This window comes from Bordetella tumbae (assembly GCF_965139195.1).
Lineage (GTDB): Bacteria > Pseudomonadota > Gammaproteobacteria > Burkholderiales > Burkholderiaceae_B > Bordetella_A > Bordetella_A tumbae.
The window spans coordinates 75,982-96,982 of sequence record NZ_CBCSJH010000007.1; the positions used below are offsets into that span (position 1 = coordinate 75,982).

The 21,001-nt window shown below is 56.2% G+C and carries 25 protein-coding genes; 15 read left to right on the forward strand and 10 right to left on the reverse strand.

Features of this window, described 5'->3' with window-relative positions:
* Window positions 1-86: 86 nt before the first annotated feature.
* Together ACNA0J_RS10620 and ACNA0J_RS10625 are read right to left on the reverse strand one after the other, a co-directional pair.
* Window positions 87-1,499: an ATP-binding protein gene (locus ACNA0J_RS10620; protein WP_415818828.1), complete on the reverse strand. Its 1,413-nt coding sequence runs from the start codon at window positions 1,497-1,499 to the stop codon at window positions 87-89.
* 90 nt (window positions 1,500-1,589) lie between these two features.
* Window positions 1,590-1,940: a hypothetical protein gene (locus tag ACNA0J_RS10625; protein ID WP_415818829.1), complete on the reverse strand. Its 351-nt coding sequence runs from the start codon at window positions 1,938-1,940 to the stop codon at window positions 1,590-1,592.
* A gap of 449 nt (window positions 1,941-2,389) precedes the next feature.
* Between ACNA0J_RS10625 and ACNA0J_RS10630 the strand changes: the two genes are divergently transcribed.
* Window positions 2,390-2,593 (forward strand): hypothetical protein, encoded by a 204-nt coding sequence (locus ACNA0J_RS10630; RefSeq protein WP_415818830.1) that lies wholly within the window; start codon window positions 2,390-2,392, stop codon window positions 2,591-2,593.
* Between the two features lie 50 nt (window positions 2,594-2,643).
* Here ACNA0J_RS10630 and ACNA0J_RS10635 read toward each other — a convergent pair whose 3' ends face one another.
* The gene (locus ACNA0J_RS10635) at window positions 2,644-3,036 is read right to left on the reverse strand and encodes a hypothetical protein (RefSeq protein WP_415818831.1); all 393 of its coding nucleotides are present in this window, start codon (window positions 3,034-3,036) and stop codon (window positions 2,644-2,646) included.
* Window positions 3,037-3,258: 222 nt separating this feature from the next.
* On the opposite strand from ACNA0J_RS10635, the gene ACNA0J_RS10640 reads away from it, so the two are divergent.
* The 4 genes from ACNA0J_RS10640 to ACNA0J_RS10655 all read left to right on the forward strand — a co-directional run bounded on the left by ACNA0J_RS10640 (window position 3,259) and on the right by ACNA0J_RS10655 (window position 5,683).
* Complete coding sequence (locus ACNA0J_RS10640) at window positions 3,259-3,798, forward strand: hypothetical protein (RefSeq protein WP_415818832.1); 540 nt, start codon at window positions 3,259-3,261, stop codon at window positions 3,796-3,798.
* A gap of 106 nt (window positions 3,799-3,904) precedes the next feature.
* Window positions 3,905-4,132: a hypothetical protein gene (locus ACNA0J_RS10645; protein ID WP_415818833.1), complete on the forward strand. Its 228-nt coding sequence runs from the start codon at window positions 3,905-3,907 to the stop codon at window positions 4,130-4,132.
* Between the two features lie 313 nt (window positions 4,133-4,445).
* Window positions 4,446-5,369: a hypothetical protein gene (locus tag ACNA0J_RS10650; protein WP_415818834.1), complete on the forward strand. Its 924-nt coding sequence runs from the start codon at window positions 4,446-4,448 to the stop codon at window positions 5,367-5,369.
* The gene (locus ACNA0J_RS10655; RefSeq protein ID WP_415818835.1) at window positions 5,366-5,683 is read left to right on the forward strand and encodes a hypothetical protein; all 318 of its coding nucleotides are present in this window, start codon (window positions 5,366-5,368) and stop codon (window positions 5,681-5,683) included. The genes ACNA0J_RS10650 and ACNA0J_RS10655 overlap by 4 nt, the downstream gene beginning before the upstream one ends.
* A 13-nt stretch (window positions 5,684-5,696) precedes the next feature.
* Here ACNA0J_RS10655 and ACNA0J_RS10660 read toward each other — a convergent pair whose 3' ends face one another.
* On the reverse strand, window positions 5,697-5,915 hold the full coding sequence (locus ACNA0J_RS10660) for a hypothetical protein (protein WP_415818836.1): 219 nt from the start codon (window positions 5,913-5,915) through the stop codon (window positions 5,697-5,699).
* 54 nt (window positions 5,916-5,969) lie between these two features.
* Here ACNA0J_RS10660 and ACNA0J_RS10665 point away from each other — a divergent pair, with 54 nt between their 5' ends.
* The 4 genes from ACNA0J_RS10665 to ACNA0J_RS10680 are packed head-to-tail and all read left to right on the forward strand — an operon-like array spanning window position 5,970 to window position 8,633.
* Window positions 5,970-6,548 (forward strand): hypothetical protein, encoded by a 579-nt coding sequence (locus ACNA0J_RS10665; RefSeq protein ID WP_415818837.1) that lies wholly within the window; start codon window positions 5,970-5,972, stop codon window positions 6,546-6,548.
* A complete protein-coding gene (locus ACNA0J_RS10670) occupies window positions 6,545-7,027 on the forward strand; it encodes a hypothetical protein (RefSeq protein ID WP_415818838.1) in 483 nt (160 codons plus the stop codon). Before ACNA0J_RS10665 ends, ACNA0J_RS10670 begins: the two co-directional genes overlap by 4 nt.
* A complete protein-coding gene (locus ACNA0J_RS10675) occupies window positions 7,024-8,244 on the forward strand; it encodes a hypothetical protein (RefSeq protein ID WP_415818839.1) in 1,221 nt (406 codons plus the stop codon). The genes ACNA0J_RS10670 and ACNA0J_RS10675 overlap by 4 nt, the downstream gene beginning before the upstream one ends.
* Window positions 8,244-8,633, forward strand: a complete 390-nt coding sequence (locus tag ACNA0J_RS10680) for a hypothetical protein (protein ID WP_415818840.1) — start codon at window positions 8,244-8,246, stop codon at window positions 8,631-8,633. Before ACNA0J_RS10675 ends, ACNA0J_RS10680 begins: the two co-directional genes overlap by 1 nt.
* Before the next feature lie 13 nt (window positions 8,634-8,646).
* On the opposite strand, the gene ACNA0J_RS10685 is transcribed toward ACNA0J_RS10680, so the two are convergent.
* Complete coding sequence (locus ACNA0J_RS10685; protein WP_415818841.1) at window positions 8,647-9,249, reverse strand: hypothetical protein; 603 nt, start codon at window positions 9,247-9,249, stop codon at window positions 8,647-8,649.
* A 347-nt stretch (window positions 9,250-9,596) separates the two neighbouring features.
* Here ACNA0J_RS10685 and ACNA0J_RS10690 point away from each other — a divergent pair, with 347 nt between their 5' ends.
* Both ACNA0J_RS10690 and ACNA0J_RS10695 read left to right on the forward strand, forming a co-directional pair.
* On the forward strand, window positions 9,597-9,890 hold the full coding sequence (locus tag ACNA0J_RS10690) for a DUF4224 domain-containing protein (protein ID WP_415818842.1): 294 nt from the start codon (window positions 9,597-9,599) through the stop codon (window positions 9,888-9,890).
* Entirely contained in the window at window positions 9,859-10,944 is a 1,086-nt protein-coding gene (locus tag ACNA0J_RS10695) for a tyrosine-type recombinase/integrase (RefSeq protein WP_415818843.1), read from the forward strand. The genes ACNA0J_RS10690 and ACNA0J_RS10695 overlap by 32 nt, the downstream gene beginning before the upstream one ends.
* 290 nt (window positions 10,945-11,234) lie before the next feature.
* On the opposite strand, the gene ACNA0J_RS10700 is transcribed toward ACNA0J_RS10695, so the two are convergent.
* From ACNA0J_RS10700 to ACNA0J_RS10715, 4 genes are all read right to left on the reverse strand, one after another.
* The gene (locus ACNA0J_RS10700) at window positions 11,235-12,185 is read right to left on the reverse strand and encodes a LysR family transcriptional regulator (RefSeq protein WP_415818844.1); all 951 of its coding nucleotides are present in this window, start codon (window positions 12,183-12,185) and stop codon (window positions 11,235-11,237) included.
* 9 nt (window positions 12,186-12,194) lie between these two features.
* The gene (locus ACNA0J_RS10705) at window positions 12,195-13,112 is read right to left on the reverse strand and encodes a LysR family transcriptional regulator (protein ID WP_415818845.1); all 918 of its coding nucleotides are present in this window, start codon (window positions 13,110-13,112) and stop codon (window positions 12,195-12,197) included.
* Between the two features lie 223 nt (window positions 13,113-13,335).
* Window positions 13,336-14,322, reverse strand: a complete 987-nt coding sequence (locus ACNA0J_RS10710) for a Bug family tripartite tricarboxylate transporter substrate binding protein (protein ID WP_415818846.1) — start codon at window positions 14,320-14,322, stop codon at window positions 13,336-13,338.
* A gap of 549 nt (window positions 14,323-14,871) precedes the next feature.
* Window positions 14,872-15,831, reverse strand: coding sequence for an AraC family transcriptional regulator (locus ACNA0J_RS10715; RefSeq protein WP_415818847.1), 960 nt, complete (start codon window positions 15,829-15,831; stop codon window positions 14,872-14,874).
* A 149-nt stretch (window positions 15,832-15,980) separates the two neighbouring features.
* On the opposite strand from ACNA0J_RS10715, the gene ACNA0J_RS10720 reads away from it, so the two are divergent.
* Genes ACNA0J_RS10720 through ACNA0J_RS10730 form a run of 3 tightly spaced genes read left to right on the forward strand, consistent with a single transcriptional unit; the run spans window position 15,981 to window position 18,919 of the window.
* Window positions 15,981-16,517, forward strand: a complete 537-nt coding sequence (locus ACNA0J_RS10720) for a YkgB family protein (protein ID WP_415818848.1) — start codon at window positions 15,981-15,983, stop codon at window positions 16,515-16,517.
* Window positions 16,518-16,568: 51 nt separating this feature from the next.
* Complete coding sequence (locus ACNA0J_RS10725; RefSeq protein WP_415818948.1) at window positions 16,569-18,233, forward strand: HAL/PAL/TAL family ammonia-lyase; 1,665 nt, start codon at window positions 16,569-16,571, stop codon at window positions 18,231-18,233.
* Window positions 18,230-18,919, forward strand: coding sequence for a GntR family transcriptional regulator (locus ACNA0J_RS10730; protein WP_415818849.1), 690 nt, complete (start codon window positions 18,230-18,232; stop codon window positions 18,917-18,919). The genes ACNA0J_RS10725 and ACNA0J_RS10730 overlap by 4 nt, the downstream gene beginning before the upstream one ends.
* Before the next feature lie 117 nt (window positions 18,920-19,036).
* Here ACNA0J_RS10730 and ACNA0J_RS10735 read toward each other — a convergent pair whose 3' ends face one another.
* Entirely contained in the window at window positions 19,037-19,966 is a 930-nt protein-coding gene (locus ACNA0J_RS10735) for a LysR family transcriptional regulator (RefSeq protein ID WP_415818850.1), read from the reverse strand.
* A gap of 94 nt (window positions 19,967-20,060) precedes the next feature.
* Between ACNA0J_RS10735 and ACNA0J_RS10740 the strand changes: the two genes are divergently transcribed.
* On the forward strand, window positions 20,061-20,987 hold the full coding sequence (locus ACNA0J_RS10740; RefSeq protein ID WP_415818851.1) for an MBL fold metallo-hydrolase: 927 nt from the start codon (window positions 20,061-20,063) through the stop codon (window positions 20,985-20,987).
* Window positions 20,988-21,001: the final 14 nt, after the last annotated feature.

Sequence of the window (21,001 nt, forward strand, 5' to 3'; positions counted from 1 at the left end):
ATTAGCGATTAAATAAGATAACCCCTAGAAATCAATGACTTAGACCTTGCTCTCAAAGTCAGCGAGCATTAGCGATTAGATGAGCCTCAGGCCCAAAAGGGGACATATCTGGCGTAACGCTTCGATGTGTTCTCTGGGTCATCCAATTTGATCCATTGTTGTGCTACCGCTTGAGCGATGATCTGTGATACCGAAGCAGACTTCGCTTTACTGTCGTCAAGCCTAAACCGTTCCCTGAGGCTTTGATTGGTCATTTTTTCGTTGCTTACATACCTCAGGCAAGCATGTAAATAGCATGCCCAAACACGATCCGCAGGCTCCATATCTGCAAAATCTTGGTGCGCATACAGAGTCATGGTCGTATGAAAAGGCGTGGCTCGAAACGAAGGTGGCGGCAGCTGATAAAACTCAGTGCTATGGACAACCTTGTCTATGCCGCTACCTTTCTCCTCACAAATCCCCATTCGGCGCATCAGATCGGCCAATCGATCATTTCTGGCCTTGTACTCATCAACGAATCTGTTTGTCGGAATCAATGGCTTGCCAGGGTTTGTAATCTCTATTCGATCAGAATAAATTTCGATGGTGACCGACCCGGACTCTTCAAAATCCTGGTGAACAAGAGCGTTCGCAACCAATTCTCGTATCGCCAGCTCGGGAAACATACGAACTTCATCTCGGAGCGCCTGCCCGATGACCTCATTCATGGGAAGCTGGCTGTTCACGTACGTAATCAAGTTTTCAAATCCGCTCGCATACCCTTTCTGACCGATGATATCCCTCTCGGTTTGCAGTTTGTTTTTTCCCTTGTATTTCACCACTCTGATGGTACGACGCATCAGAGTGTCAAACTCCCTCATATCCTTTGCCAAAAGCAATGCACCTAAGTTCGTAATGCGGTGCATCCCATCACCAACATGACGAATCAACCGCTCGCTCTCTAGTCTTTGCAATACTCCATCCCTAGATGCTGGGAAAGGCAGTTTTAACAAGTCAAAGAAAACCTGGATATCAAGCAGCTTAACTATGTGATCAGAATCAAGGGGATCTGAGGCATCATGCTCTAGAAATCCGGGCCGCCCTTCGCCTAGTATTTTGCGTAGTTGATCCGGGGTCATGGGCTTTAGAGCCTCACCGACTCTCATCAAGTACGCCCCCTCGTACTCCATGGGGTGACCGACAGGTCTCGATGGGATGACAAACGCTACGACTCTCTTGTCATCCAGATAAACTTCAGCCGTTTCAACACGGATACGCAACGTGTCGTGGATCCGTTGCCGAGCCTCACGCAGGTCGCGAAAGGCTTCCGTGCCCACAATAGCTCGGGGATTTTTATCGGTTACCCCGAGAATCAGATGGCCGCCGCCCTCGTTGGCCAAGGCTACGCAGTACTTCATCAACTTCGAATAGTCGAACTGGCTCCGAGCCTCTTTGAATTCGAGTGTTTCATCTTCTCGGGGGCTAGAAATTAGTTTTTGAAGTTGCTCTAGGGTCAACACTTTATTAAGAGCCTTAGGATGAGTTTGCCAATAAACAATAGTTTATCCGGCGTCTCACGCCGTTTCATTTCCGCCGCCCCTTTTTACGATTCAGTCGCTAAAGCAATTCTTGTCGGTAGCCACTTTGTACTTCCCGCACCGCCAGAGCATCCGATTTCCCTGGAAAGTCGCCATTTCGGCTTTAGCCTGAGCATCTGACATGGGCAGTGCTTTGGCCGCAGGCGTACCTCTCTCCCAGAAGTGGGCCACGCACGCCCGCTTACCAGAGCAAAATTTGCTGGCTACGCCTTCCAGATAGCTCGAATCAAGAATCCACGGCTTGGAAACCACAAAGAAGTGGTGTGCCGCCTGACTACTTATCAGTTCTAGGTCTGTTTTCGCTGCCTGGGCGGCGCTTGAGAAGAAAGCAGCCGCAATAGCTGCAATGGTCCAGAACCGCATAGTCCCTCCCGTAACAAATTAATTCTCGATGGTATCCGATTGGCTCGCCCGGATGTTTAGATTTTTATTGACATTAAGTTTAGATATATCTACACTTTTTCTTAACGCAGCAATTCCGCAGAACGGTTTAGGCAACGCCACCCTAGTAACGGAGCTGCAAGCAGTACCCGCTCTTTAACAACCAGCCAAGCGATAGAACAGGCCGATGGCGCACAAGCGTCTCTAGGCACCGGGCGCAACCCTCTACCCCGGAAGCGAAGTTTGCTCAAGACCAGAGGATTTCAACGACCCAGGGGCGGCAAGCACTACTGCTGCGCCCTGCGGCGATTGATGAGCAGTGCATGTCCTGGAGCCGTGATGAACGGGAGTTGTCAGGCGTGCATTGCCCCGGATTCATCCGACTGCACTTTCAACGAGAGTGCAGCCCGATGAACTCATAAGGAAATCAAATGTTCGACGCTAAGCGGTCGATATTCGAAATCATCTACGTGCTGATGTTCGCAATCGGCATCGCCGGATTGGTGGGATGGTTCTTAAATATCGCCAAGATTTTCAAAATCGGATTTGCCGTGGCCGACTGGACCACCTTTGAAGTGGCCCGAATAATCGGCGTCTTTCTTGCCCCGCTAGGGGCTGTGTTGGGCTGGATCTAAGGCTGCACCGCTAGTCACGTGGCAGCTATAGCGAGGGTCAAGCGGAGGGACTATTTCACGTGAACAGGATCGTCCGCTAACACATCCTCGAACTCACCAGATTGTGAAGCAGCAACCGAAAAACGCTTGAACTTCCCAAAAAATTCAACAAGGTCCATTTCAAAGCAAACGGACTGCACCGAGAGTTTGGCACGAGACTTCCTCGCTTCTCCTACGGACGAGGCCGATGCGAAATGCACAGTAACTAACACAAGTCCTGCGGGCCTTACCCGACTTATCTCGCCGCTATAAATCTCCCAACCAACAATCACATCGTCGGCCGCAATCCAACCCTTATCCCGGGCAAATTTGGTCAACGTCAAATCATCATGGTTATCAGCCTGAGCTGTGCCTTTCCAATCGCCGTACTGCGTACCAGCCGCCACTTTTTTTTCGCGAGTCATATTTCCTCCTCCCAGTTGAATGGAGATCTGACTATAGCCAATTCCAGCAGTGATCCAAAGTGCCACAGATTAGACCCTCAGGGCGGCTTCGGAGAGCGGGTCGGCGCTGTTTCGTCACCATCGGAAAAAGTGGCTTTCTCTCTAGATGTGAACTGATCGGGTATTCCAGCCTGCTCTCCGAAGCCGTTCCTCCCACCATCTTGCCCATAACAGGGTTTTCATATGAACAACGACAAAGCACGCCAGCGCATGCTTAAGCTGCTGGCCCTTGCCCGCCGTGGTGAAGGCGGCGAAAGTGATAACGCTCAACGATTCTTGGAATCCATGCTGAAACGGCACGGCATGACGCTGGCCGACCTTGGCGAGGATGATCAGGCTACTGAGTGGATGAAGTTTCCATTCAGAACGGTACAAGACCGCCGGTTGCTCGCCCAAGTTGCGAGCATGGTGCTGCGAACGAATTCACTTCCCTCTCGGGAGTACCGAGGCGAGAAAGCGCTCTGGCTACAGATCACAAAAGCCCAGTTCCTAGAAATCGAGCTTCATTTCCGAGCGTTCAATCGAGACTTGAAGAAAGCATTGGAACTCGCCTTCATCGCGTTCATTAATCGCAACGATATCTTCAGTGGCGTAGCGAGTGACGATAGCTCACCGCCACAGCACTCAATGGAAGACATGGCGGTCGTCGCCGCAATGATGGCGGGAATGCCTCGCACGGCAGTCCATCGTGAATTGACGCATGAAAAGGGAGCCAGGGCATGACGGCTCTCACCACCATTTTGATGTTTCTACTCGCCGCCTTTCTCGTGGCACTCGTGGGCGACTGCCTCACACAGCGTCATGCGGCGAATGATCCTTGGAACCCGACATGAAAACAATCACCGCTATCGCGCCCCCGTGCGCGAATCGAAAACGAATCTCGCCCGCCAAGGTAGTAGATAGGCTGGTGGATTTCATCGCACCAAAGGGCCATGCTGGGCGCGGCAATTGGGACGCCAACGACCGCATACCGCTCGGCGCATGGCTCGGCGCACTGCTGTTCGTCGCCCTCTATCTCGTGGTGCTGCCCTGGCTTGGACGCGGGGCAGGTTTCTGACCATGGACGGTATCGGATTCATCGTCCGGGACATGCTTGGATGGACCCCACCCATACCGCCCCCGACGCCAATCATTCACCCCGAGTTCGCCATACCGGAGCCTCCGCCCAAGGGCGCACCACTCCAAGACGAACACATTGACTACATCACCGCAATGCACGGTGTTCTGCCTGCCCGCGTGCTCGCTGAGCAATTCGACGTGAGCATCACCATCGTCTGCAAAATCTGGAAAGGCCACCCAGGTGCAGGCAGATTTCCTCGCCCCCAAGGACCCAAATGACCCAACCCACAGCCCCCGCATCGTTCCGCACGATGATCGAAGACAAGACGATCAAACGCGCCGATGCGATGAAAGTCCGTTACGCCGATATCCGCGTGAAAGCCGGTTTCAACCTTCGTGACCTTGACGACGAATATGAAGCCGGAATCGAGGAACTGACAGCCTATGTCCTGGCTGGAGGAACCCTCCCTGCCCTGGAAGTCGTGCCAATACCTGATGGTTCCGGTGTCGAGGTCGTAGACGGCCATCGCCGACACGATGCGATTGGCCGCGCCATCGCAGCAGGCGCCCCCATTGAATGGGTATCGATTGTCGGATTCAGCGGCAACGAGCTGGATAGACAGGCCCGCATTTTTACCAGCAACAAGAACGCCCAGCTGCGCCCCCTTGAGGCGGCTAAGGGCTTTAAGCGGTTCCGAGGGATGGGCCTCGACAGCGACGAGATTGCAGCTCTCGTGCATTGCAGCCGTACCCACGTCGAGAACTACTTTGTGCTAGCCGACGCTGAGCCAGACGTTCAAGAGCTCGTGCGGTCGGGGCAGGTCGCCGCCGAGGTGGCCATCGAAGCAGTACGCAAGATGGGCGCGCAGGCTGGCGAGTTTCTCCAGGGCAAAGTCACCCAGGCCAAAGCCGCAGGCAAGTCGAAAGTCACTTCCAGCACTATCCACGGACGGGCACTGCCGAAAAAGGTCGTCGTTCCTCTTGTGTTCCAGGTCGATGCCTTTATTGGCGGTCTGACACCAAACCAGAAAGCGGCGTTGCTCGACCGCCAGGAAGGGCGCGTAGCACCCGAATCCATCCAAGTAGATACGGACCAGCTTCTAGCGCTGCTGTCCGCTCACGGAGCCGTAGAAACCGCCCGCGCCCGACAGGCCGAACGCGACCGCAAGCGCGCAGAAGCTAAGCAACGCTCAACTCAACAAACCATCGATTCTCCCCAGGAGACAGACGAATGAACACCACCGCCATTGAAGGATCAATCGAAGTCGAAATTCAGCCAGACCCGAGAGGTATCTGCATCGGTGTGTGGCAGGGCCAAAACTGCATCTACACCGGCGCTCACGCCCTACCCGCCCCCAACGAAATCGATGCGCGGGACGCAATGCGTTATCGGGCCGTCCGCCTGTCTGTTTCCGATAACAATTCAATGCTGATGATGCAGGCGACCAAGGCCGCAGGAGTCGATGAAACATCGGACATGCCGACAGCCACTCAATTCGACGCCATCGCAGACTATCTCGTCGCACATAGCGACGGCCCTAAAGAATAGGACAAACGGTCGCCTAATTGCCTTGGCCGAAGTAGTGGAAAGACTCTAACGCCTGTTGTCCCTTGCGCAGCGCCTCAGCTTCACTGACAAAACCAAGCTGTGGCCGCTGCTCGCAAACCTTGAAGCCCGTGGCTTCGTTCTCCGTAATGATTGCCCACTCAAAACAATCCGGCCCCGTTTGCTCCACTAGCAGCCTACTGACGCATGGAGTCCCGGCGTGCTGTTTTTCCATAGTCTCACTCCTGTAAGTGAGCGGATCGTACCTCAACTCAATCTGAGTGTCAGCATGACCACAGTAGCTATCCTTTTTGCTCGGGCAGATTCGGTCTACAAGACGCTGCCCGGCTGCGACGTGTACGACATGGAGCGGGATGCTCGTACCTATGACGGCGATTTGCCTGTTGTGGCTCATCCGCCGTGCCGCGCATGGGGCCGATTGCGTGCGTTCGCCAAGCCGCGCCCTGACGAGCGCAATTTAGGCAGATTGGCCGTATCGCTTGTCCGAGAATTTGGCGGCGTGCTTGAACATCCAGCGGGCAGTCTGCTTTGGTCCGCACAACGAATGCCCTATCCCGGAGCTGGCCGCGACCAGTGGGGGGGGTGGACACTCGCCGCCCCTCAGAAATGGTGGGGCCACAAGGCAGAGAAAGCCACTTGGTTCTACATCGTAGGAAGTGACCCCGACGACCTCCCCACTCTACCGCTCGTCCTGGGCGAAGCGGCCTATGTCGTGCAATCGCGAAAACGACATGACTACCGCCCTCACATCACCAAAGCCGAGCGCGAGGCGACTCCGCCCGATCTGGGCCGCTGGCTCGTCGAGGTAGCGCGCCGCTGTGCCATTAAGAAGAGGAACCCCACATGAACACCCACAAGGACGTTACCGCGCACTTTAATCCTGACGGCACATATTCAGTCGGGAAGCGAGCACGCAAGCCAGCCCGTAAGGCCTTACAGACCGAACGTGACAGCGGACTGAACATCCTCCGCGAATTCACCAAAGACGAGATCATTCAGTGGATCAGTGAGAACGGCCTATTCCTACGCGTAAGCCGACGTGAAATGCTGTTTATTCGCTGGAAGATGCAAAGCGAACAACTGTCCAGAGATTTCCAAGCTGAGCTTGATCGATGGGACGACCAGAAGCCCGATTTTGCCAAGCGAGATGCACTCGCCGTCAAGTTCAACAATTCTACGGACCGCAGCGAGCGAATGCGTCTGTTGAAACAGATACAGCCGTACGACAAGGCACTGAAGGATCACATGGTGGTCATGAGGATTCTTGACGAGCGCCAAAAGAAGGTGGACCGCGTGTATCGCAAGATGAAAGAGGCTACTCAATGACTGACAACAAGCAAGACCCTTTAAGCGACGATTACGTCAACTCAGTGATTCATCAGCACGGCTATATGAGTCCTGAAGCGGTTATCGCCCGATTGGATCAATGGATCGGCAAGAACGGCGGTGAAAATGCCACGTCATTGCTCATGTATGAGGCTCGCGGAACAATATCCAAGCTGCGCGGGGCGGGTGAGCCGTTGTTCTATCTCGACCCGGCTGTTCTTGACGAAAAGGGAGAACTCGGCGCGCATGTTCAGACCGCTCTAACGTGGAGCCGGAAATCCCGAGCAGGCTGGACGTTAGCGGTATACGCCGCGCCCCAGGCCAGCGCCGAGGCCCGCCTAGTATTCCCCGCCCATCTTCGGAAAATGTGGTCAGGCGGCGAGGTCCAGGCATGGCTAGATGAGCAGTTGGGCACCACCGCGCCGAAGGCGACAGCCAAAGGCAGTTTGGACAGATACCGGAAGTGGCAAGCGGAACAGGCCAAGGCCCGCGATGACGGTATCGAGGCAGCCGCAGCTTGGGTAGACAAGCGCCGCCACAACTTTGACCATGAAAACGGACGCATGGAGCGAGATACCGGAGCGTGGAGCTTCGGCAGAGGCGCGGCAGCAATTGCAATGGAGGAATACAGCGCCGAACTGGCCGAAATTGCCGAGGGATTACGCGCCCTGAAGTCCGCCCCTGCCGCCGAGGGCGTAGATTTTCCATCTGATCTGCCAGGTCAGCTTCGGGAATACGCCAGCAATAACGGATACAGCCACCAAGACTATGCCGACACCATGCGGCAAGCTGCCGATGCGCTGGACCGCCAGCAGCGCGGCGGGGATGTTGGAAACGACGAGCACGCAACTTTTGTGATATTCACGCAGCCCGGCAAGGTGCCTCAGCGCAAGGGTCCATACCCGACTACGAAATTTGTAGAAGAGGCATTGCGCGAGATACAAGCAGCATACCCGGATGCCACCAGCATGGTCATCCAAATGCCGAACATTTGCCATCCGCAAAGCGGAGTCGAATGGATCGACATGTATGGGGACAAGCGCAAAGGACGCCTCGTTTCCGCCCTGGCCGCGCAGAAGCCGGTAGAGAGGGATGCGCACAAACTGATGGCTGAAGAATATCAGGCGTGGATCGATTGCTACCACTCTGGCGGCGATTACACCGATTTTCTTGCTAAACGGCTGTCCGACATAGCCCAGCAGGGCAAGGAGGGGTGATGCACCAGATCGACCTGTTCTCAGCCGTCAATACGGCGCGCACCCAGGCGTTACCATCTGCGCCTCCCCTCGTGCCTCACACTGACTGGCCGTTCCCCGGATTGTCGCCAGAAGACTCAACAAGGGCCGCTATACGTCTCAGCTCACAGTACACCGAACTACTGTCCACCATCATCAAGCGTCACGGCGGGCCGATTATCGACAGCCATGTCGTGGCGGCACTGCCTGAGGATTGGCGCACCCTGCTGGGCAAATGGGCACACGGAAATCTGAGTTATGGCGAAGCCAAGGCTCATGGCATACACGTCGAATATGTGGCACATGACGGCGATGGTAAAGGTGGCTTCCATTTTCGGTACCGCGCCACAACGAACGATGGGGAGGCTTAGAATGCGTGAGCCTCTAAATTTCCCTTCCGGACCCGGATTCCTTACTCCTTCGTTGCTCTTCGTTGCTCCAAGCGGCATCCACTGCTTTAAGCAGAGCTTTCAGTCGGGCTTCGCCCCCCGGAGTATTGGCGCAGAACGCGTCTTTGACTTCGGCCACACCTGCCCAAGCTTTGACGATTGGTGCCACGTTCGGCTTCAAAGCAAGGTGCAATTCCAGAGCATCCTCAATATAGCCAGCCCTCCATTCGTTGAACGCGCGGTAGTTGACAGGCCCCTCGGATTCAACCTGCTTGATTTGGTTATAGACCGAAGCGAGATAACTCCACTGCGAAGCAAAGCGTGCATAGAGCGCCACGTAAACGCCGCCGAAGACCGCGCCGATCCATGGCCCTACATTGACGAGCTGCTCACGGAATCCGTACCACGACCATGGGCCTGGACGCATTGGATCGATCCATGCAATCAGCCCAATGGCGCAGAAAATCACCCATACCGTGATGAAAGCGCTGCGGAGCACAATGACTGTGCCCCCGTTGTAACCGAACAGACGCACAATCCATTCGCCAATCCAAAAATCGACGAATTTCCGACAACCGTTCTTGAATCTCCTCCGCATGACGTCTCCTGTGGCTCATTGCTATTTGAGCCGCAGTTTACGGCCATTGAAGCTAATGCGCAGGACATAAGCCATGGCTGATCTGCACCTAGCCCTAAAAGGCGAGTACTTCGACCAGATCAAGGCTGGGACGAAGACCGAGGAGTATCGCTTGTTCAACCCCTATTGGTGTCGCCGCCTCGAAGGGCGGTCATATGGACACATTGTGCTGACCAAGGGATACCCGACCCGGTGCGGGTCTATGCAATCAAAGTAGGAACATGACCACCGACGTAATCGAGCGTCTGCTCGACACAACTAGAAAATCTTGGATGCCCGCATAACGCGGGCTTTGTTTTGGAGATTGCATGAACACCCCTCCATACCTTACAGACGAGGAAATCGCCGATATCTGCACGCCACTCACGCAGCCAGCGGCTCAGATGAGGCACCTTAAGCGGCTCGGCCTCAACGCACGAGCCAAACCCAACGGTCGCCCGCTGGTCGCTCGCGCCGATTTCGACCGCGTAATGACATCAGAACAACCGGCACCTAGGCTAGTCGAGGTGCCGATATCAACACCAGCCGCAGACGTGATAGCCCTGCGGCACCATTGGCAGAATAGGAGAAATGGACATGGGGCGGCGGCGCGCGGGCGATGACCCGCTAAATCTCGCAGGCACTCGGCTGTCGTGGCGATGGAATAAGTTCTGGTACCGACATCGCGACGGACGCTGGGAAAAGGTCGGTACCGATGTAGCCGAGGCCAAGAGGAAAGCTGCCATTTACAACGGCGACCGCAGGGATTACGGCACGATGGCCTATTGGCTAGATGAGTTTTTATTGGATTGTGACGCCCGCGTTGCGTCGAACGACCTAGCCAAAAGAACGCGTGACGACTACGAAGAAAACGCCGTCGAGCTGAAGGTATTCTTCGGGAAAATGACACCAGAGGCGGTAACTCCTGAGTTGGTGCAGTTGTATTTAGACGAAGGCAAACGGGCCGGACGCGCCGTGCGAGCCAACCGGGAACGAGCCTGCCTCTCATCTTGCCTGTCGTGGCTCATCCGTAAAGGCAAGACAACTATCCGGATTAACCCTTGCATGCGCGCAAGTGGGATTCAGCGCAACACTGAAAAGCCTCGGGATAGGTATGTGACCGACGAAGAGTACCTTGCCGTCTATGACTGTGCCCCCGCCCCCGTCCGGCTGATGATGGAGTTGGTATACCGTACCTTGCAGCGGCCAGAAAGCGACATGACGGGCTGGACAGCTGCAAACGTCCGGCGCCGTGGGGACCAAAAGGTTTTGCGGGTGACGCAGAACAAGACTGGTCAAGTGTTGGAGATAGAACTCACCGGGAGGCTGCTGGAAATGATCGAGCAAGCAATCGGGCCTAACCCGGTGTTGCACCAACCCATCGTGCACACCGCTGACGGAAACGCCTATACCTACAGCGGAATCACGTCGATGCTCACCCGCGCCCAGGCCAAGGCCCGCAAGCGCAAAGGGTTGGAGAACATGCCATCTTTCGGGTTCCGTGACCTCAAGGGTAAGGGCGCAACTGATCTATGGCTTTCGGGAGAAAGGATCGAACGTATTCAAATGCTATGCGGCCATCGCCACAAGTCCACCACGGAAACATACGTCAAGGCGCGGTGGCGAGAAACTGTGGCTCCCAACTCTATCCAGCCAGGCCAAAAGAACGTCGCATAAACAGTAGTTTTAACGGACTGTTCCCTGGGGAAAGGGATGCAGAACGGACAAGACAAATGTGCGGATTCTTAAGGCCAAACCCTTATCTGGCTTAGTTCTCCGGCCAATTCTGGGGTCGGATTGAAAATCCGCGTGTCGGTGGTTCGATTCCGCCCCAGGCCACCACGAATTCGATGCCCAGCCCTAGAAGCTGGGCATTTTCTTTTGTGCCAAAAAGAATAGGCTCTACCCGCTGACCGGCCCCACTGGATTTGAACGAGTTACTCCGGCACAAATGCATGCCAGGAAAGCTACACTGCGGTCGACGCCCTGCGGCGACCGCGCCTGGCCGTCCTACCCGCGGCCGATCCGGAAACGCCTGCGAAGGTGCTGCAATCTCTCGCCACCTCGGCGATACGGTGCCCCAGCGTCGCATTCGGGTGCTTCAGAAAGCAGCAGGAGTAGCTTACTGATGGCGCCGGCGTCGAGGTCTTGACCAGGTCGAGGGAGCCTGCTCTTATCTCGTTCTTGAAAAGGGCAATCGGAAGACAGCTGACACCCACGCCAGCAGAGATCAAACCCGCCAGGGCTTGCACGTTGTTTCCACCATAGATGCGTTCCGGACGCACCCCGGCACTTTCCCAGAGCCGGCTGCACGCGACCGTAATGATCGAATTCTCCGACTGTTCGATCACCGGCTGCGTCGCCAACTCGTGCATGGTGTGCACATCGCCGGCCCCAAAGACGCCGGGTGCGGCGAACCAGCCGAACTGGACTTCGCCGACGCCCACCTTGGCCATGGAGTCCGACGTACGAAAATCGGGAAGGATGGCGAAATCCAGCCGTCCCTCTTCCACCTTATCTTGGAGCAGGAGCGACAGGTCAATCTCCGGCTGAACCGTGATGGACGGATAGAGCTGCTTCATATGGCGCAGGAAGTCAGCAAACCATGTCAGCGCCACCATTTCGGTGAGGCCGATCCGCAGCAGCCGGACGGGCGGATGACTCAGGCTTTTCAGCGTGTCCAGACCCTGGAGCAAGCCCAGCAGCTTTACACACTCGGCTTCCAGTTCCCTTCCGAATGGGGTCAACTGGCTTTTGCGGCCGTCCCTCTCGAACAGCGGCTGAACTGCAATGGCCTGCAGTTCTTGTATCCGTTTAGTGACGGCCGATTGCGTGACATGCAGTCTTTCCGCGGCACAGTTGAGCGTCCCCAGACGGGCGAGCCAGTAGAACGCCTGCAATTGTTTGATAGTCGGCATGTCCCGCCCTCAACGTCTGGCCACGCGATGCTGAGTCGCCATCGCGCTGTCGAAGTTGCAATTGCGCTTCACCAGATCGGCCACCGTCCGGTGAAAGTCGGTAATCGAGTCTATTTTTATCAGCAGGATGTACGCCATGCTGATTGCGCCAAGCGGAACCGTCACCTCCTGGAGCAACCCTGACGCCACGGCATCCGAGGCAATTGCATATGGGAGGCCGGCTATCCCGAGGCCGGCGGCGCAGATCCCCGACAACGCGGCCAGGCTGTCGCTCTGGATCATGTTTGCGGGCCTTACCCCACGATCGATCAGCCAGTTCACGATCTGGCTTCCCGAGCTGCCGCCCGTGCCTTGCAGCAGAAGCGTCTCCTGCTCGAATTGCGACAGCTTCAATGTCTTGGGCATGGACCGACGGGCTGCGCAGAACCACCCGAATGCCGCGGAGCCGACGGTAATCCTGGCCATGTTCGCCGAACGCGTGGATTCGAGCACAACCGCTATGTCCAGATGACCATCTCGCATCTGCTCGAACAAGCGGATGGACGAATCCACTTTCAAGTCCAGGCGAATGCGGGGATACCGAGCCCGCAAATCCACAACAAAAGATCCGAGCCATGTCACCGCCGCTAGCTCCGTCACTCCAAGACGCAGTGTCGAAGCCACGATTTCCGGGCTGGCGAAACGCTCCATGAGGTTGACACGCTGGCGCAGAATTGCCCGCGCTTGCCGCAATACTTCCTGCCCTTCAATCGTGAGTTGCGCCGACCGATGGTTCCGATTGAACAAAGGGTGCTTGAACTGCCCTTCTAACTCATTGATCAGGCGCGATATGGCTGACTGCGATGTATCCAGGCTGCGAGCCGCTTTCTCGAAGGACCCCATATCCACCACCGCGACAAAAGCCTCCAGTTCCCGGAAGGTCGTCATGGCACCTGTCCTGTTCATACCGATTGGGAATAAGTCTACACCTCCATGGCATGGATCCCGCAGCCAGGCTGACGCACCGGAATGTACGCAACGTCGCGCCGAAGACAGGTGTCCGCAGGGATGTAGCGCATCGCCGCCTCCGAGCGCCGCGCGCTGGCACCGCGTCGCTCGTGACGTTTCAGACTGCGTGCGACCAAAATATAAATCGCCCGGACTCCGAAAACTAGCTGCTTGCCATCTCGCCCGTTCCGAGCAGATCGGCCGCCCAGGTCTTTGTCCTGTCGAACGACTCGCGCATGTACTTCACGGTTTCGTCGGGGTCGAGCGGTGCGGAAATGGCGCCGAGCTGCTCGCGCAGCTTGGCTTGCACATCGGGCATCTGAACCACTTCGGCAAGGTGCTTGCTGAGCGCCTGTGCGCGCTGCTTGTCCATCCCTTTCGGCGCGACGATGATGAAGAAGTCATCGACGACCATACCCGGCACCGACTCGTTCACGGTGGGAATATCCGGAAACAGCGGCGACCTCTCTGCGTTGGACACGCCCAGGATTCTGACTTTTCCGGAATCGAGCGTCGCACGGGTACCCGCGAGATTCTCGAACTTTGCGTCGATGAATCCCCCCATCAAGTCCTGGTTCGCGGGCGCCGAGCCCTTGTAATGCACGATGGTGACATCCAGGTTCGCTGCCTTGACCAAGTACGCGGCAGCAAGGTGGCTTGACGAGCCCTGCCCCACGGTTCCTATCGTTACTTTCTTGGGATTCGCGCGGCAATAGTCGATGAACTGGCGCACGTCGGAAACGGGCAACTGATTGCGTGCCAGGAACAGGTAGGTGTTCACAGACAGCCTGGCCAACGGGGTGAAGTCGGCCACCGGGTCCAGTTTCTGTAGCTCGGGATATACAGCGGGTGCAGTGACCAGCATGGACGAGCTGAGGTAAAGCACCTTGCCGTCTGGAACCTGGCGTTTCACGTAGTTGCTCGCGATCAGGCCGCCGGCCCCGGGACGGGCTTCAACGATGATTGTCTCGTTGATCTTCGAGCCGAGTTTCTCCGCCACAATACGGGCAATCGCGTCCGCGCCGCCTCCCGGAGGCCCTGGGATGACGATGCTGACCGGCGCAGAACTGGCCTGTACGCGCCCCAACGAGGCCCCCGCCACGAGCACACTACCGTAGCCCAGTTTCAGAATGCTCCGACGTGAAATCATTGCGCCCTTCCCGCATTTCGTTCATAAGTAGCAGGGCAGTCTATCAGCGCTGCGAACGATAAAAAATTGAATTTTTTCCGCTGAAAATTATTCCAGGTTGGTATCCATTTTTCGCGTTTACCCCTAGCGTCATCTCCGCAAAATCCCTCATCGATACACGTAGCCGATCAAAGATCTTTTTCAACATCAGCTATCTGGGTAAGCCGGAGTCAATGCAATGAACGACATGCGCCGCCCTAGCAGGGGCGTCGATCCTGCCATCGCCTCTATTACACCTCGGGTAACCTTCGGCCGCACGTAAGGCTCGGATCAAATCGGCAGCGAACTCAACTGCAGATGCCACGGCAGCAGTTTTGGATTTGTACGAACCGCACAAGACGGGAGTGAAGGCCGAGTTATATCCCTGATTAAGAGCCCACCGCTTGCCGAGTGCGGGTCCGACGACCTGCTGTTTCTCGTGAGGTACTGAGATCTCCACTAAGCGCCGTGCGTATTGACCTCTTGCGAGACAGATTGGGACATGCTTTACGAACTCATTCATCCAAGGCATTACCTTGCCACTTCCTGTGCCTGACGACGCCATTGCCCTGGTGTCATGCCCATTTTGTCGGTAAATACCCGGCGGAACGCAGAGACTGACTGATACCCGACGGAGTAGGCGACAGTGTCAGTCGACATATTGGGTTTCTTTAATTCGTTGGCAGCCAGGCTCATACGGATATCGACCAATAGTTCAAAAGCCGAGCGCCCTAAATTGTCCTGAAAATGCCGCATGAAGGTGGCGCGGGACATATTGCATAAATCGGCCAGATTTTGCAGATTCCAGTTTTGGGCAGGATTGGCAAACATCGCGGAAATTGCCGGGGCGAGTCGAGGATGGCTGGCCAGCGCCAATAGGCCTTCCGGGGCTTGCTGCGACTCGCTGGCTGCACGCAACGTCAGCGCGAACAGTGCCGAAGACAACGCGTTGAGGATGGCATATCCACCCACTTTTTCGCCGCTGGATTCCATGCGCATCAGTCCGACCAAGTTGGCCAGGTGGCTGATTGTGGAGCCGGTTTCAGTCTCGTCAGGATCACCTTTTACTCGCACCACGAGACGTCTGGGCAGGTAATTGCGAATCAGCCGGTCATGAGGAGGGGCGATTCGAAATCGCCCACATAACATGTCCAGCCGTTCACCACGGCCCGTGTTCTCGCTCAGCATCCATCCCGCGGAGCCTTGGCGGTCATGCGCCATTCTTGGTTTTTTTCCGCTTCCATCGTGCAGGACGTGGGAAGATCCGTGCGGCAGTAGCACGATATCCCCGCCAATCAATTCCTGTGTTGCTTCTGTTTCCGGGTCTTCAATAATGGCCCGGCCTTGCAGTAGGACGTGATAGGGGATTTCGTAGACCGCGCTGGCAGGCTCGTCCAGCCGCCACGGCGCGTCATAGACACAGCGAACTTCGAGTTGACCCGTAACGGTGAGGAGACGCAGAAGTTGGCTCAGCCAATCGCTTTGAGACATGGCCTGTTATGCGAGAAGGTGGGGATGAGACGATTCTATCGAATTTGATCCTTATTGGTATTTTATTGCAAAGATTTAGGCTCGATATGCGCACCAGGGCCTCGTAAAGTGGAGGCTCTTATCCACTACTTTATGTAAGGAGTCATCTCATGAGCCACGCTACGAGTCCTCTTGGCGTACGCACAACCGGCGCTATTGGTGCAAATCGGCCTCTCCTCCAAGTTGCTGAAAAGGGTACTGGATCCTTCTCGCTTCTGGCATTCAACCGGTGGGCGTTGGTTGTCATCTTTCTTTGGTTTGGCGGGATGAAATTCACCGCTTATGAAGCCGATGGCATCGCGCCGTTGATCGCGAACAGCCCCATCATGAGCTGGTTACATACCCTCTTTGGTGTTCAAGGTGCGAGCTATGTGATTGGCGCCCTAGAATTGTCGACGGCCGCGGCACTGATCCTGGGCGCTTTCAAACCTTTCTTCTCAGCCTTGGGCGCGGCGATGTCGATCTGCACCTACCTGGTCACACTCACGTTTTTCTTGACGACCCCTGGCGTCGCGGAAATGACCGCGGGTGGATTTCCCGCGATTTCAGCTTCGCCTGGCCAATTTCTTCTCAAAGATCTTGTTCTGCTAGCGGCATCGGTTAGCCTTCTCGTGGCATCCGTTCAACGCTCACGTCCGGGCACTTGATTATGTATACAATAGATAATATATAAACTAAACTGCCTCATCATGGACATGATGAACAGATCGACCGTCGTTTTGGACGGTATGCGCCTGCATGCAAATGCCGTGGTCGCAATTGCGCGATTCGGTGCGAAGGTAGCCCTTGACGACGCTACACGCGACGCGTTGAACAAAACACGTGGCTATATCGAGACGCATTGGCTCAATGATTCGGCCCCCTTGATGTATGCGTTCAACACAGGTGTGGGTGCACTTAAGAGCCAGCGCATTGCTCCAGCGGAAATAGCAGATTTCCAGGCTAGCTTGGTTCGATCGCATTCGGCTGGCACGGGCGAGCCCATGCCGGAGGAAGTCGTGCGTGCAATGATGGCGTTACGCGTTAACGCCTTTGCCCGCAATCATTCTGGTGTCCGCGTCGCCATTATCGACAGGCTCGTCGCTATGCTCAATCTGGGCATCACTCCCGTAGTTGCCGCCAAAGGCAGCGTCGGCGCGAGTGGAGATCTGGCACCGCTCGCATTAATGAGCGGTGCCCTGATGGGCTTGGCGGAATCCAGGGTGACCTATCGAGGCAAGGAAATGCCTGCGCAGTGCGCCTTCGCGCTTGCAGGATTGGAACCAACAATCGACGTTCAAGCGAAGGACGCCACAGCGCTGATCAACGGCGCTACCGCCTCGCTCGCGTACGCCGTCTTGGCAGCTCACGACGCTCGCGAGCTATTGACAAGCGCCACGATTTCGATGGTCATGTCGTTGGAAGCGCTACGCGGCGAGCTGTCGTGCTTCGACGACCGAGTCATGCAAGCTCGCCCGCATCGCGGCCAGAGGCGGGTTGCCGCAGCAATTCGCCGAATGGTCGCAGAAAGTCGACGCTGCAGCGAACCGGCCCGCCAAGTGTGCTTGCGCAGCACGCCCGGGCTTGATCCCGCACGTGCCGGCCTGCCCCACATGCCGCCAATTCCGCCGCGCATACAAGATGTCTACTCCCTGCGCTGTGTTCCCCAGGTGTACGGTCCGGTACTTGATGCGCTTGATTATGTCGATGGCATTCTTGCCACCGAGATGAACAGTGCGACCGACAACCCTCTCATCTTCCCGGAAGATGAAGGCTATGCCATCGTCTCAGGTGGACATTTCCATGGGCAGTACATCGCTCAGGCAATGGATTTGCTCGGCCTGGCGGTAACCGATTTGTCCGCAATCTGCGACCGCCGGAGCGCGCGGCTCATCGATCCAGCATGCAATTTCGGTTTGCCGGCCAACCTGATCGCAGAGCGGCCCGGGATCAATACGGGTTTTTCTGTCGTGCAAAGCATGGGTACGGGTTTGGTTCTGGAAAACATGGGCATGTGCAGTCCCGCCAGTGCTACCAGCCTTCCCGCAAAAGGCAATACGGAGGACCACATCAGTAATTCATGTTTCGCAGCACGACGCACGCGCATCGTGGTCGAGAATACTCAGACAGTGATTGCCTCGGAACTGATGCTTGCAGCCCAAGCCTTGGATCTAGCCGAGCCAGACTTGAGCGCCTACCCTGTCGGTGTCGGGACCAGAGTGGCATGGTCTACCGTCCGAGATGCGGTGCCTGCCATGCTAGGTGATGACCGTTGGGTTCACGATGACATCGCCAAATTGAAGCTACTGGTCTCCGATGGCACCCTTGCAGCCAAAGTGCAGTCCGTGAGCGGGGCACTATGGCAAACGGACTCAGTCGAATGAAACCGGCTCATGACACAGTGTCGAATCGTGATGACGCCACCTGGCCTGCGCGAATCGCGCGCGCGCTGATCGACCGCATTATCACAGGCGAGCTTCAGCCCGGGGAGAAAGTGGGCCAGGATGCATTGGCTGCCGAGTTCGGCACTAGTCATGTTCCTGTGCGAGAAGCATTCCGCAGGGTAGAGGCACGCGGACTGCTGGTGAGCGAGCCGCGCAAAGGTGTACGCGTGAGTTTGCTGGACGAGGCATCCATCGTGGAAATCACGCGCATGCGGGGAGCGCTGGAGTCGCTCGCCTTACGTCACGCGATCCCAGCCATGGAGACGGACGACCTGGAGCGAGCCAACGCCGCCATCGAAGCAGGCGACAAGGCACAGGACATGCAGGCATGGGAAGCTGCCAATCGCGCATTCCATGAAACACTATACCGTCCATGCGCGATGCCCCGCCTGCTCGCCAGCATCCACATGCTGCACGAGTCACGCATGCGTTACATGCATGTGACGGCGCCATTTGTGGCCTGGGATCCTGACTCCCAGCGCGAGCACCGGCAATTACTGGCAGCAGTGAAAAAGCGCGACGTAGAACAAGCCTGCCATTTGGTGGAGCGGCACATCGCAGATGCTGGTGCGACTCTTTTGCGGGGTCTTGTGAAATGGCGTTCCACAGTTGCTGGCTCAAACTAACGAAGGGGAACATCAAAAGCACCTCGAATTGAGGTGTTCCACGGGTAACACCAATCCGCCAGCAACGTGTGAACAGATATAACCGGCTTAACTGCTTGTCTGAACCGGAAGCTGGTCTCAGTCCAAACGCTGAGATTCTGCTCGTTCACCGACTTCAAGAAAGCGATCTCTGATCCACATGCCAGCAGGATCACTGTGTGCCCGCGGATGCCATGCCATCGCCAGGCGAAATGATGGAATATCAAATGGGAGAGGGATCAAATCCACAAACGCCGCATAGCGCTGCAGCAATTTCTGCGGAAGACTGGCCACGCCATCAGTCTGAGACAGAACAAGTGCCACTTGGTTGTAACTGGGCACAGTAGCGACTACATTTCTCATCGCGCCGAGTCTTGCCAAGACCGTGTCCACAGGAGTGGAGAAGTCTGCACGGGATGAAACAACGATATGGCGTAGAGCGCAATACTCTGCCAAATCCGGTGTACCGGTCCCCCGAGGATGGCCATGACGTTGCGCCAGCACGAAATCGTCGCTGAGCAGAAACCGTGCCTTCAGAGTCTCCGGCACCTTGTCGATATCCCCGAGAAACAAATCGACCTCACGACGCGCCATGCGCTCGACCAGCCCGGCGTCGTCGGCGGGCACGACGGCCATCCGCAACTCCGGATTGCCATAACTCATCACCTCTGCCATTACGTCCAACGCTACGATCGTAAACACGCTGTCATTTGTAGCGACAACAAAGGTTCTTGCCGAGGTATTGGGATCAAACTCATGCGGCTGAGCCACAGCGTCGCGGAGCCTGACAAGAGCATCGGCCAAGCTCGAACGCAATGCAAGCGCCCGCTCAGTCGGCACCATGCCACGCCCCGTTTCCGAAGGCACGAGCAGCGGGTCCTGAAACAGCTCGCGCAGGCGAGACAGATGGCCCGACAAGGTCGGCTGACTGATGTGCAGACGCTGCGCTGCGCGCGTCACGTTCAATTCGTCCAGCAATGTGTCCAACGAGATCAGCAGGTACAACTCCGATCTTTTCATATCGAACATGCCGATACCTCCCATCGAATCTAACAATTAACGGTCATTTGGGTATCGCACTTAAGCTTTCACGAGCGTCAAAGAAAGTGAGCACGGAACGTCCGTGCAGCAACCCGACAAACAGATCCTATTGAATATGCCTCATACAAACAAGACGTACCAGATCGGTGACGTGACCGTCACAAAGATCGAAGAAATGCGGTTGAATGTCGCTCAGCCGTCTTTTCTATTCCCGGACTGGGACGCTGCAGAGCTGGAAAGAAACCTGCACTGGCTCACACCCAGCAACATGGATGCCGCTACTGGAAATCTGATTCAGAGCATCCATACTTGGCTGGTGCGGACCAAACACCATACGATCCTCATCGACACCGGCTCCGGCAACAACAAGGAACGGCCACGAAACACGGTTTTCCATCGATTGCAGACACCTTACCTCCAGCGTCTGGCTGCGGCCGGGGTGAATCCGGAAGAGGTGGACTACGTTCTTCATACGCATCTCCACGTCGATCATGTCGGCTGGAATACAAGACTCGTAGACGGCCGCTGGATTCCTACCTTCCCGAATGCACGCCATGTGTTCTCGCATGCCGAAGAGGACTACTACAGTAGTCCGGCAAGCCATAACGACGTCAACGTGCCAAGTCTGGGCGTTTACGAAGACAGCGTTGCGCCAATTATCGCTTCCGGACAGGCCGACCGTATCAGTAACGACGGCGGTGAATATCTCGATAATTTTATTTTCCGGCCATCAAAGGGACATAGCATCGGGCATATGTCGATTGAGCTGCGCTCCAAAGGAACAGCGGCACTGCTCAGTGGCGACGTCATGCACCATCCATTGCAAGTCATTCGCCCGGACTGGAACTCCGTTTTCTGTGAATGGCCGGATGAGGCACGTGCGTCCCGTCGATGGGCACTCGAATATGCAGCCGATCGCCAGTTGCTTTTTTTCACGCCACATTTCGCGGAGAGTTCTGTTGGCTACGTGACGCGCCGCGGCGATCACTTTGACTGGCGCTATGAATAAGCCACTTTCAGGGA

What these genes read in the sequence shown, in the direction of transcription:
- ACNA0J_RS10625 (WP_415818829.1), bottom strand. Translation starts at nt 1,940, where the DNA reads ATGCGGTTCTGGACCATTGCAGCTATTGCGGCTGCTTTCTTCTCAAGC.
- ACNA0J_RS10630 (WP_415818830.1), top strand. Translation starts at nt 2,390, where the DNA reads ATGTTCGACGCTAAGCGGTCGATATTCGAAATCATCTACGTGCTGATG.
- ACNA0J_RS10635 (WP_415818831.1), bottom strand. Translation starts at nt 3,036, where the DNA reads ATGACTCGCGAAAAAAAAGTGGCGGCTGGTACGCAGTACGGCGATTGG.
- ACNA0J_RS10640 (WP_415818832.1), top strand. Translation starts at nt 3,259, where the DNA reads ATGAACAACGACAAAGCACGCCAGCGCATGCTTAAGCTGCTGGCCCTT.
- ACNA0J_RS10645 (WP_415818833.1), top strand. Translation starts at nt 3,905, where the DNA reads ATGAAAACAATCACCGCTATCGCGCCCCCGTGCGCGAATCGAAAACGA.
- ACNA0J_RS10650 (WP_415818834.1), top strand. Translation starts at nt 4,446, where the DNA reads ATGATCGAAGACAAGACGATCAAACGCGCCGATGCGATGAAAGTCCGT.
- ACNA0J_RS10655 (WP_415818835.1), top strand. Translation starts at nt 5,366, where the DNA reads ATGAACACCACCGCCATTGAAGGATCAATCGAAGTCGAAATTCAGCCA.
- ACNA0J_RS10660 (WP_415818836.1), bottom strand. Translation starts at nt 5,915, where the DNA reads ATGGAAAAACAGCACGCCGGGACTCCATGCGTCAGTAGGCTGCTAGTG.
- ACNA0J_RS10665 (WP_415818837.1), top strand. Translation starts at nt 5,970, where the DNA reads ATGACCACAGTAGCTATCCTTTTTGCTCGGGCAGATTCGGTCTACAAG.
- ACNA0J_RS10670 (WP_415818838.1), top strand. Translation starts at nt 6,545, where the DNA reads ATGAACACCCACAAGGACGTTACCGCGCACTTTAATCCTGACGGCACA.
- ACNA0J_RS10675 (WP_415818839.1), top strand. Translation starts at nt 7,024, where the DNA reads ATGACTGACAACAAGCAAGACCCTTTAAGCGACGATTACGTCAACTCA.
- ACNA0J_RS10680 (WP_415818840.1), top strand. Translation starts at nt 8,244, where the DNA reads ATGCACCAGATCGACCTGTTCTCAGCCGTCAATACGGCGCGCACCCAG.
- ACNA0J_RS10685 (WP_415818841.1), bottom strand. Translation starts at nt 9,249, where the DNA reads ATGCGGAGGAGATTCAAGAACGGTTGTCGGAAATTCGTCGATTTTTGG.
- ACNA0J_RS10690 (WP_415818842.1), top strand. Translation starts at nt 9,597, where the DNA reads ATGAACACCCCTCCATACCTTACAGACGAGGAAATCGCCGATATCTGC.
- ACNA0J_RS10695 (WP_415818843.1), top strand. Translation starts at nt 9,859, where the DNA reads ATGGACATGGGGCGGCGGCGCGCGGGCGATGACCCGCTAAATCTCGCA.
- ACNA0J_RS10700 (WP_415818844.1), bottom strand. Translation starts at nt 12,185, where the DNA reads ATGCCGACTATCAAACAATTGCAGGCGTTCTACTGGCTCGCCCGTCTG.
- ACNA0J_RS10705 (WP_415818845.1), bottom strand. Translation starts at nt 13,112, where the DNA reads ATGACGACCTTCCGGGAACTGGAGGCTTTTGTCGCGGTGGTGGATATG.
- ACNA0J_RS10710 (WP_415818846.1), bottom strand. Translation starts at nt 14,322, where the DNA reads ATGATTTCACGTCGGAGCATTCTGAAACTGGGCTACGGTAGTGTGCTC.
- ACNA0J_RS10715 (WP_415818847.1), bottom strand. Translation starts at nt 15,831, where the DNA reads ATGTCTCAAAGCGATTGGCTGAGCCAACTTCTGCGTCTCCTCACCGTT.
- ACNA0J_RS10720 (WP_415818848.1), top strand. Translation starts at nt 15,981, where the DNA reads ATGAGCCACGCTACGAGTCCTCTTGGCGTACGCACAACCGGCGCTATT.
- ACNA0J_RS10725 (WP_415818948.1), top strand. Translation starts at nt 16,569, where the DNA reads ATGAACAGATCGACCGTCGTTTTGGACGGTATGCGCCTGCATGCAAAT.
- ACNA0J_RS10730 (WP_415818849.1), top strand. Translation starts at nt 18,230, where the DNA reads ATGAAACCGGCTCATGACACAGTGTCGAATCGTGATGACGCCACCTGG.
- ACNA0J_RS10735 (WP_415818850.1), bottom strand. Translation starts at nt 19,966, where the DNA reads ATGTTCGATATGAAAAGATCGGAGTTGTACCTGCTGATCTCGTTGGAC.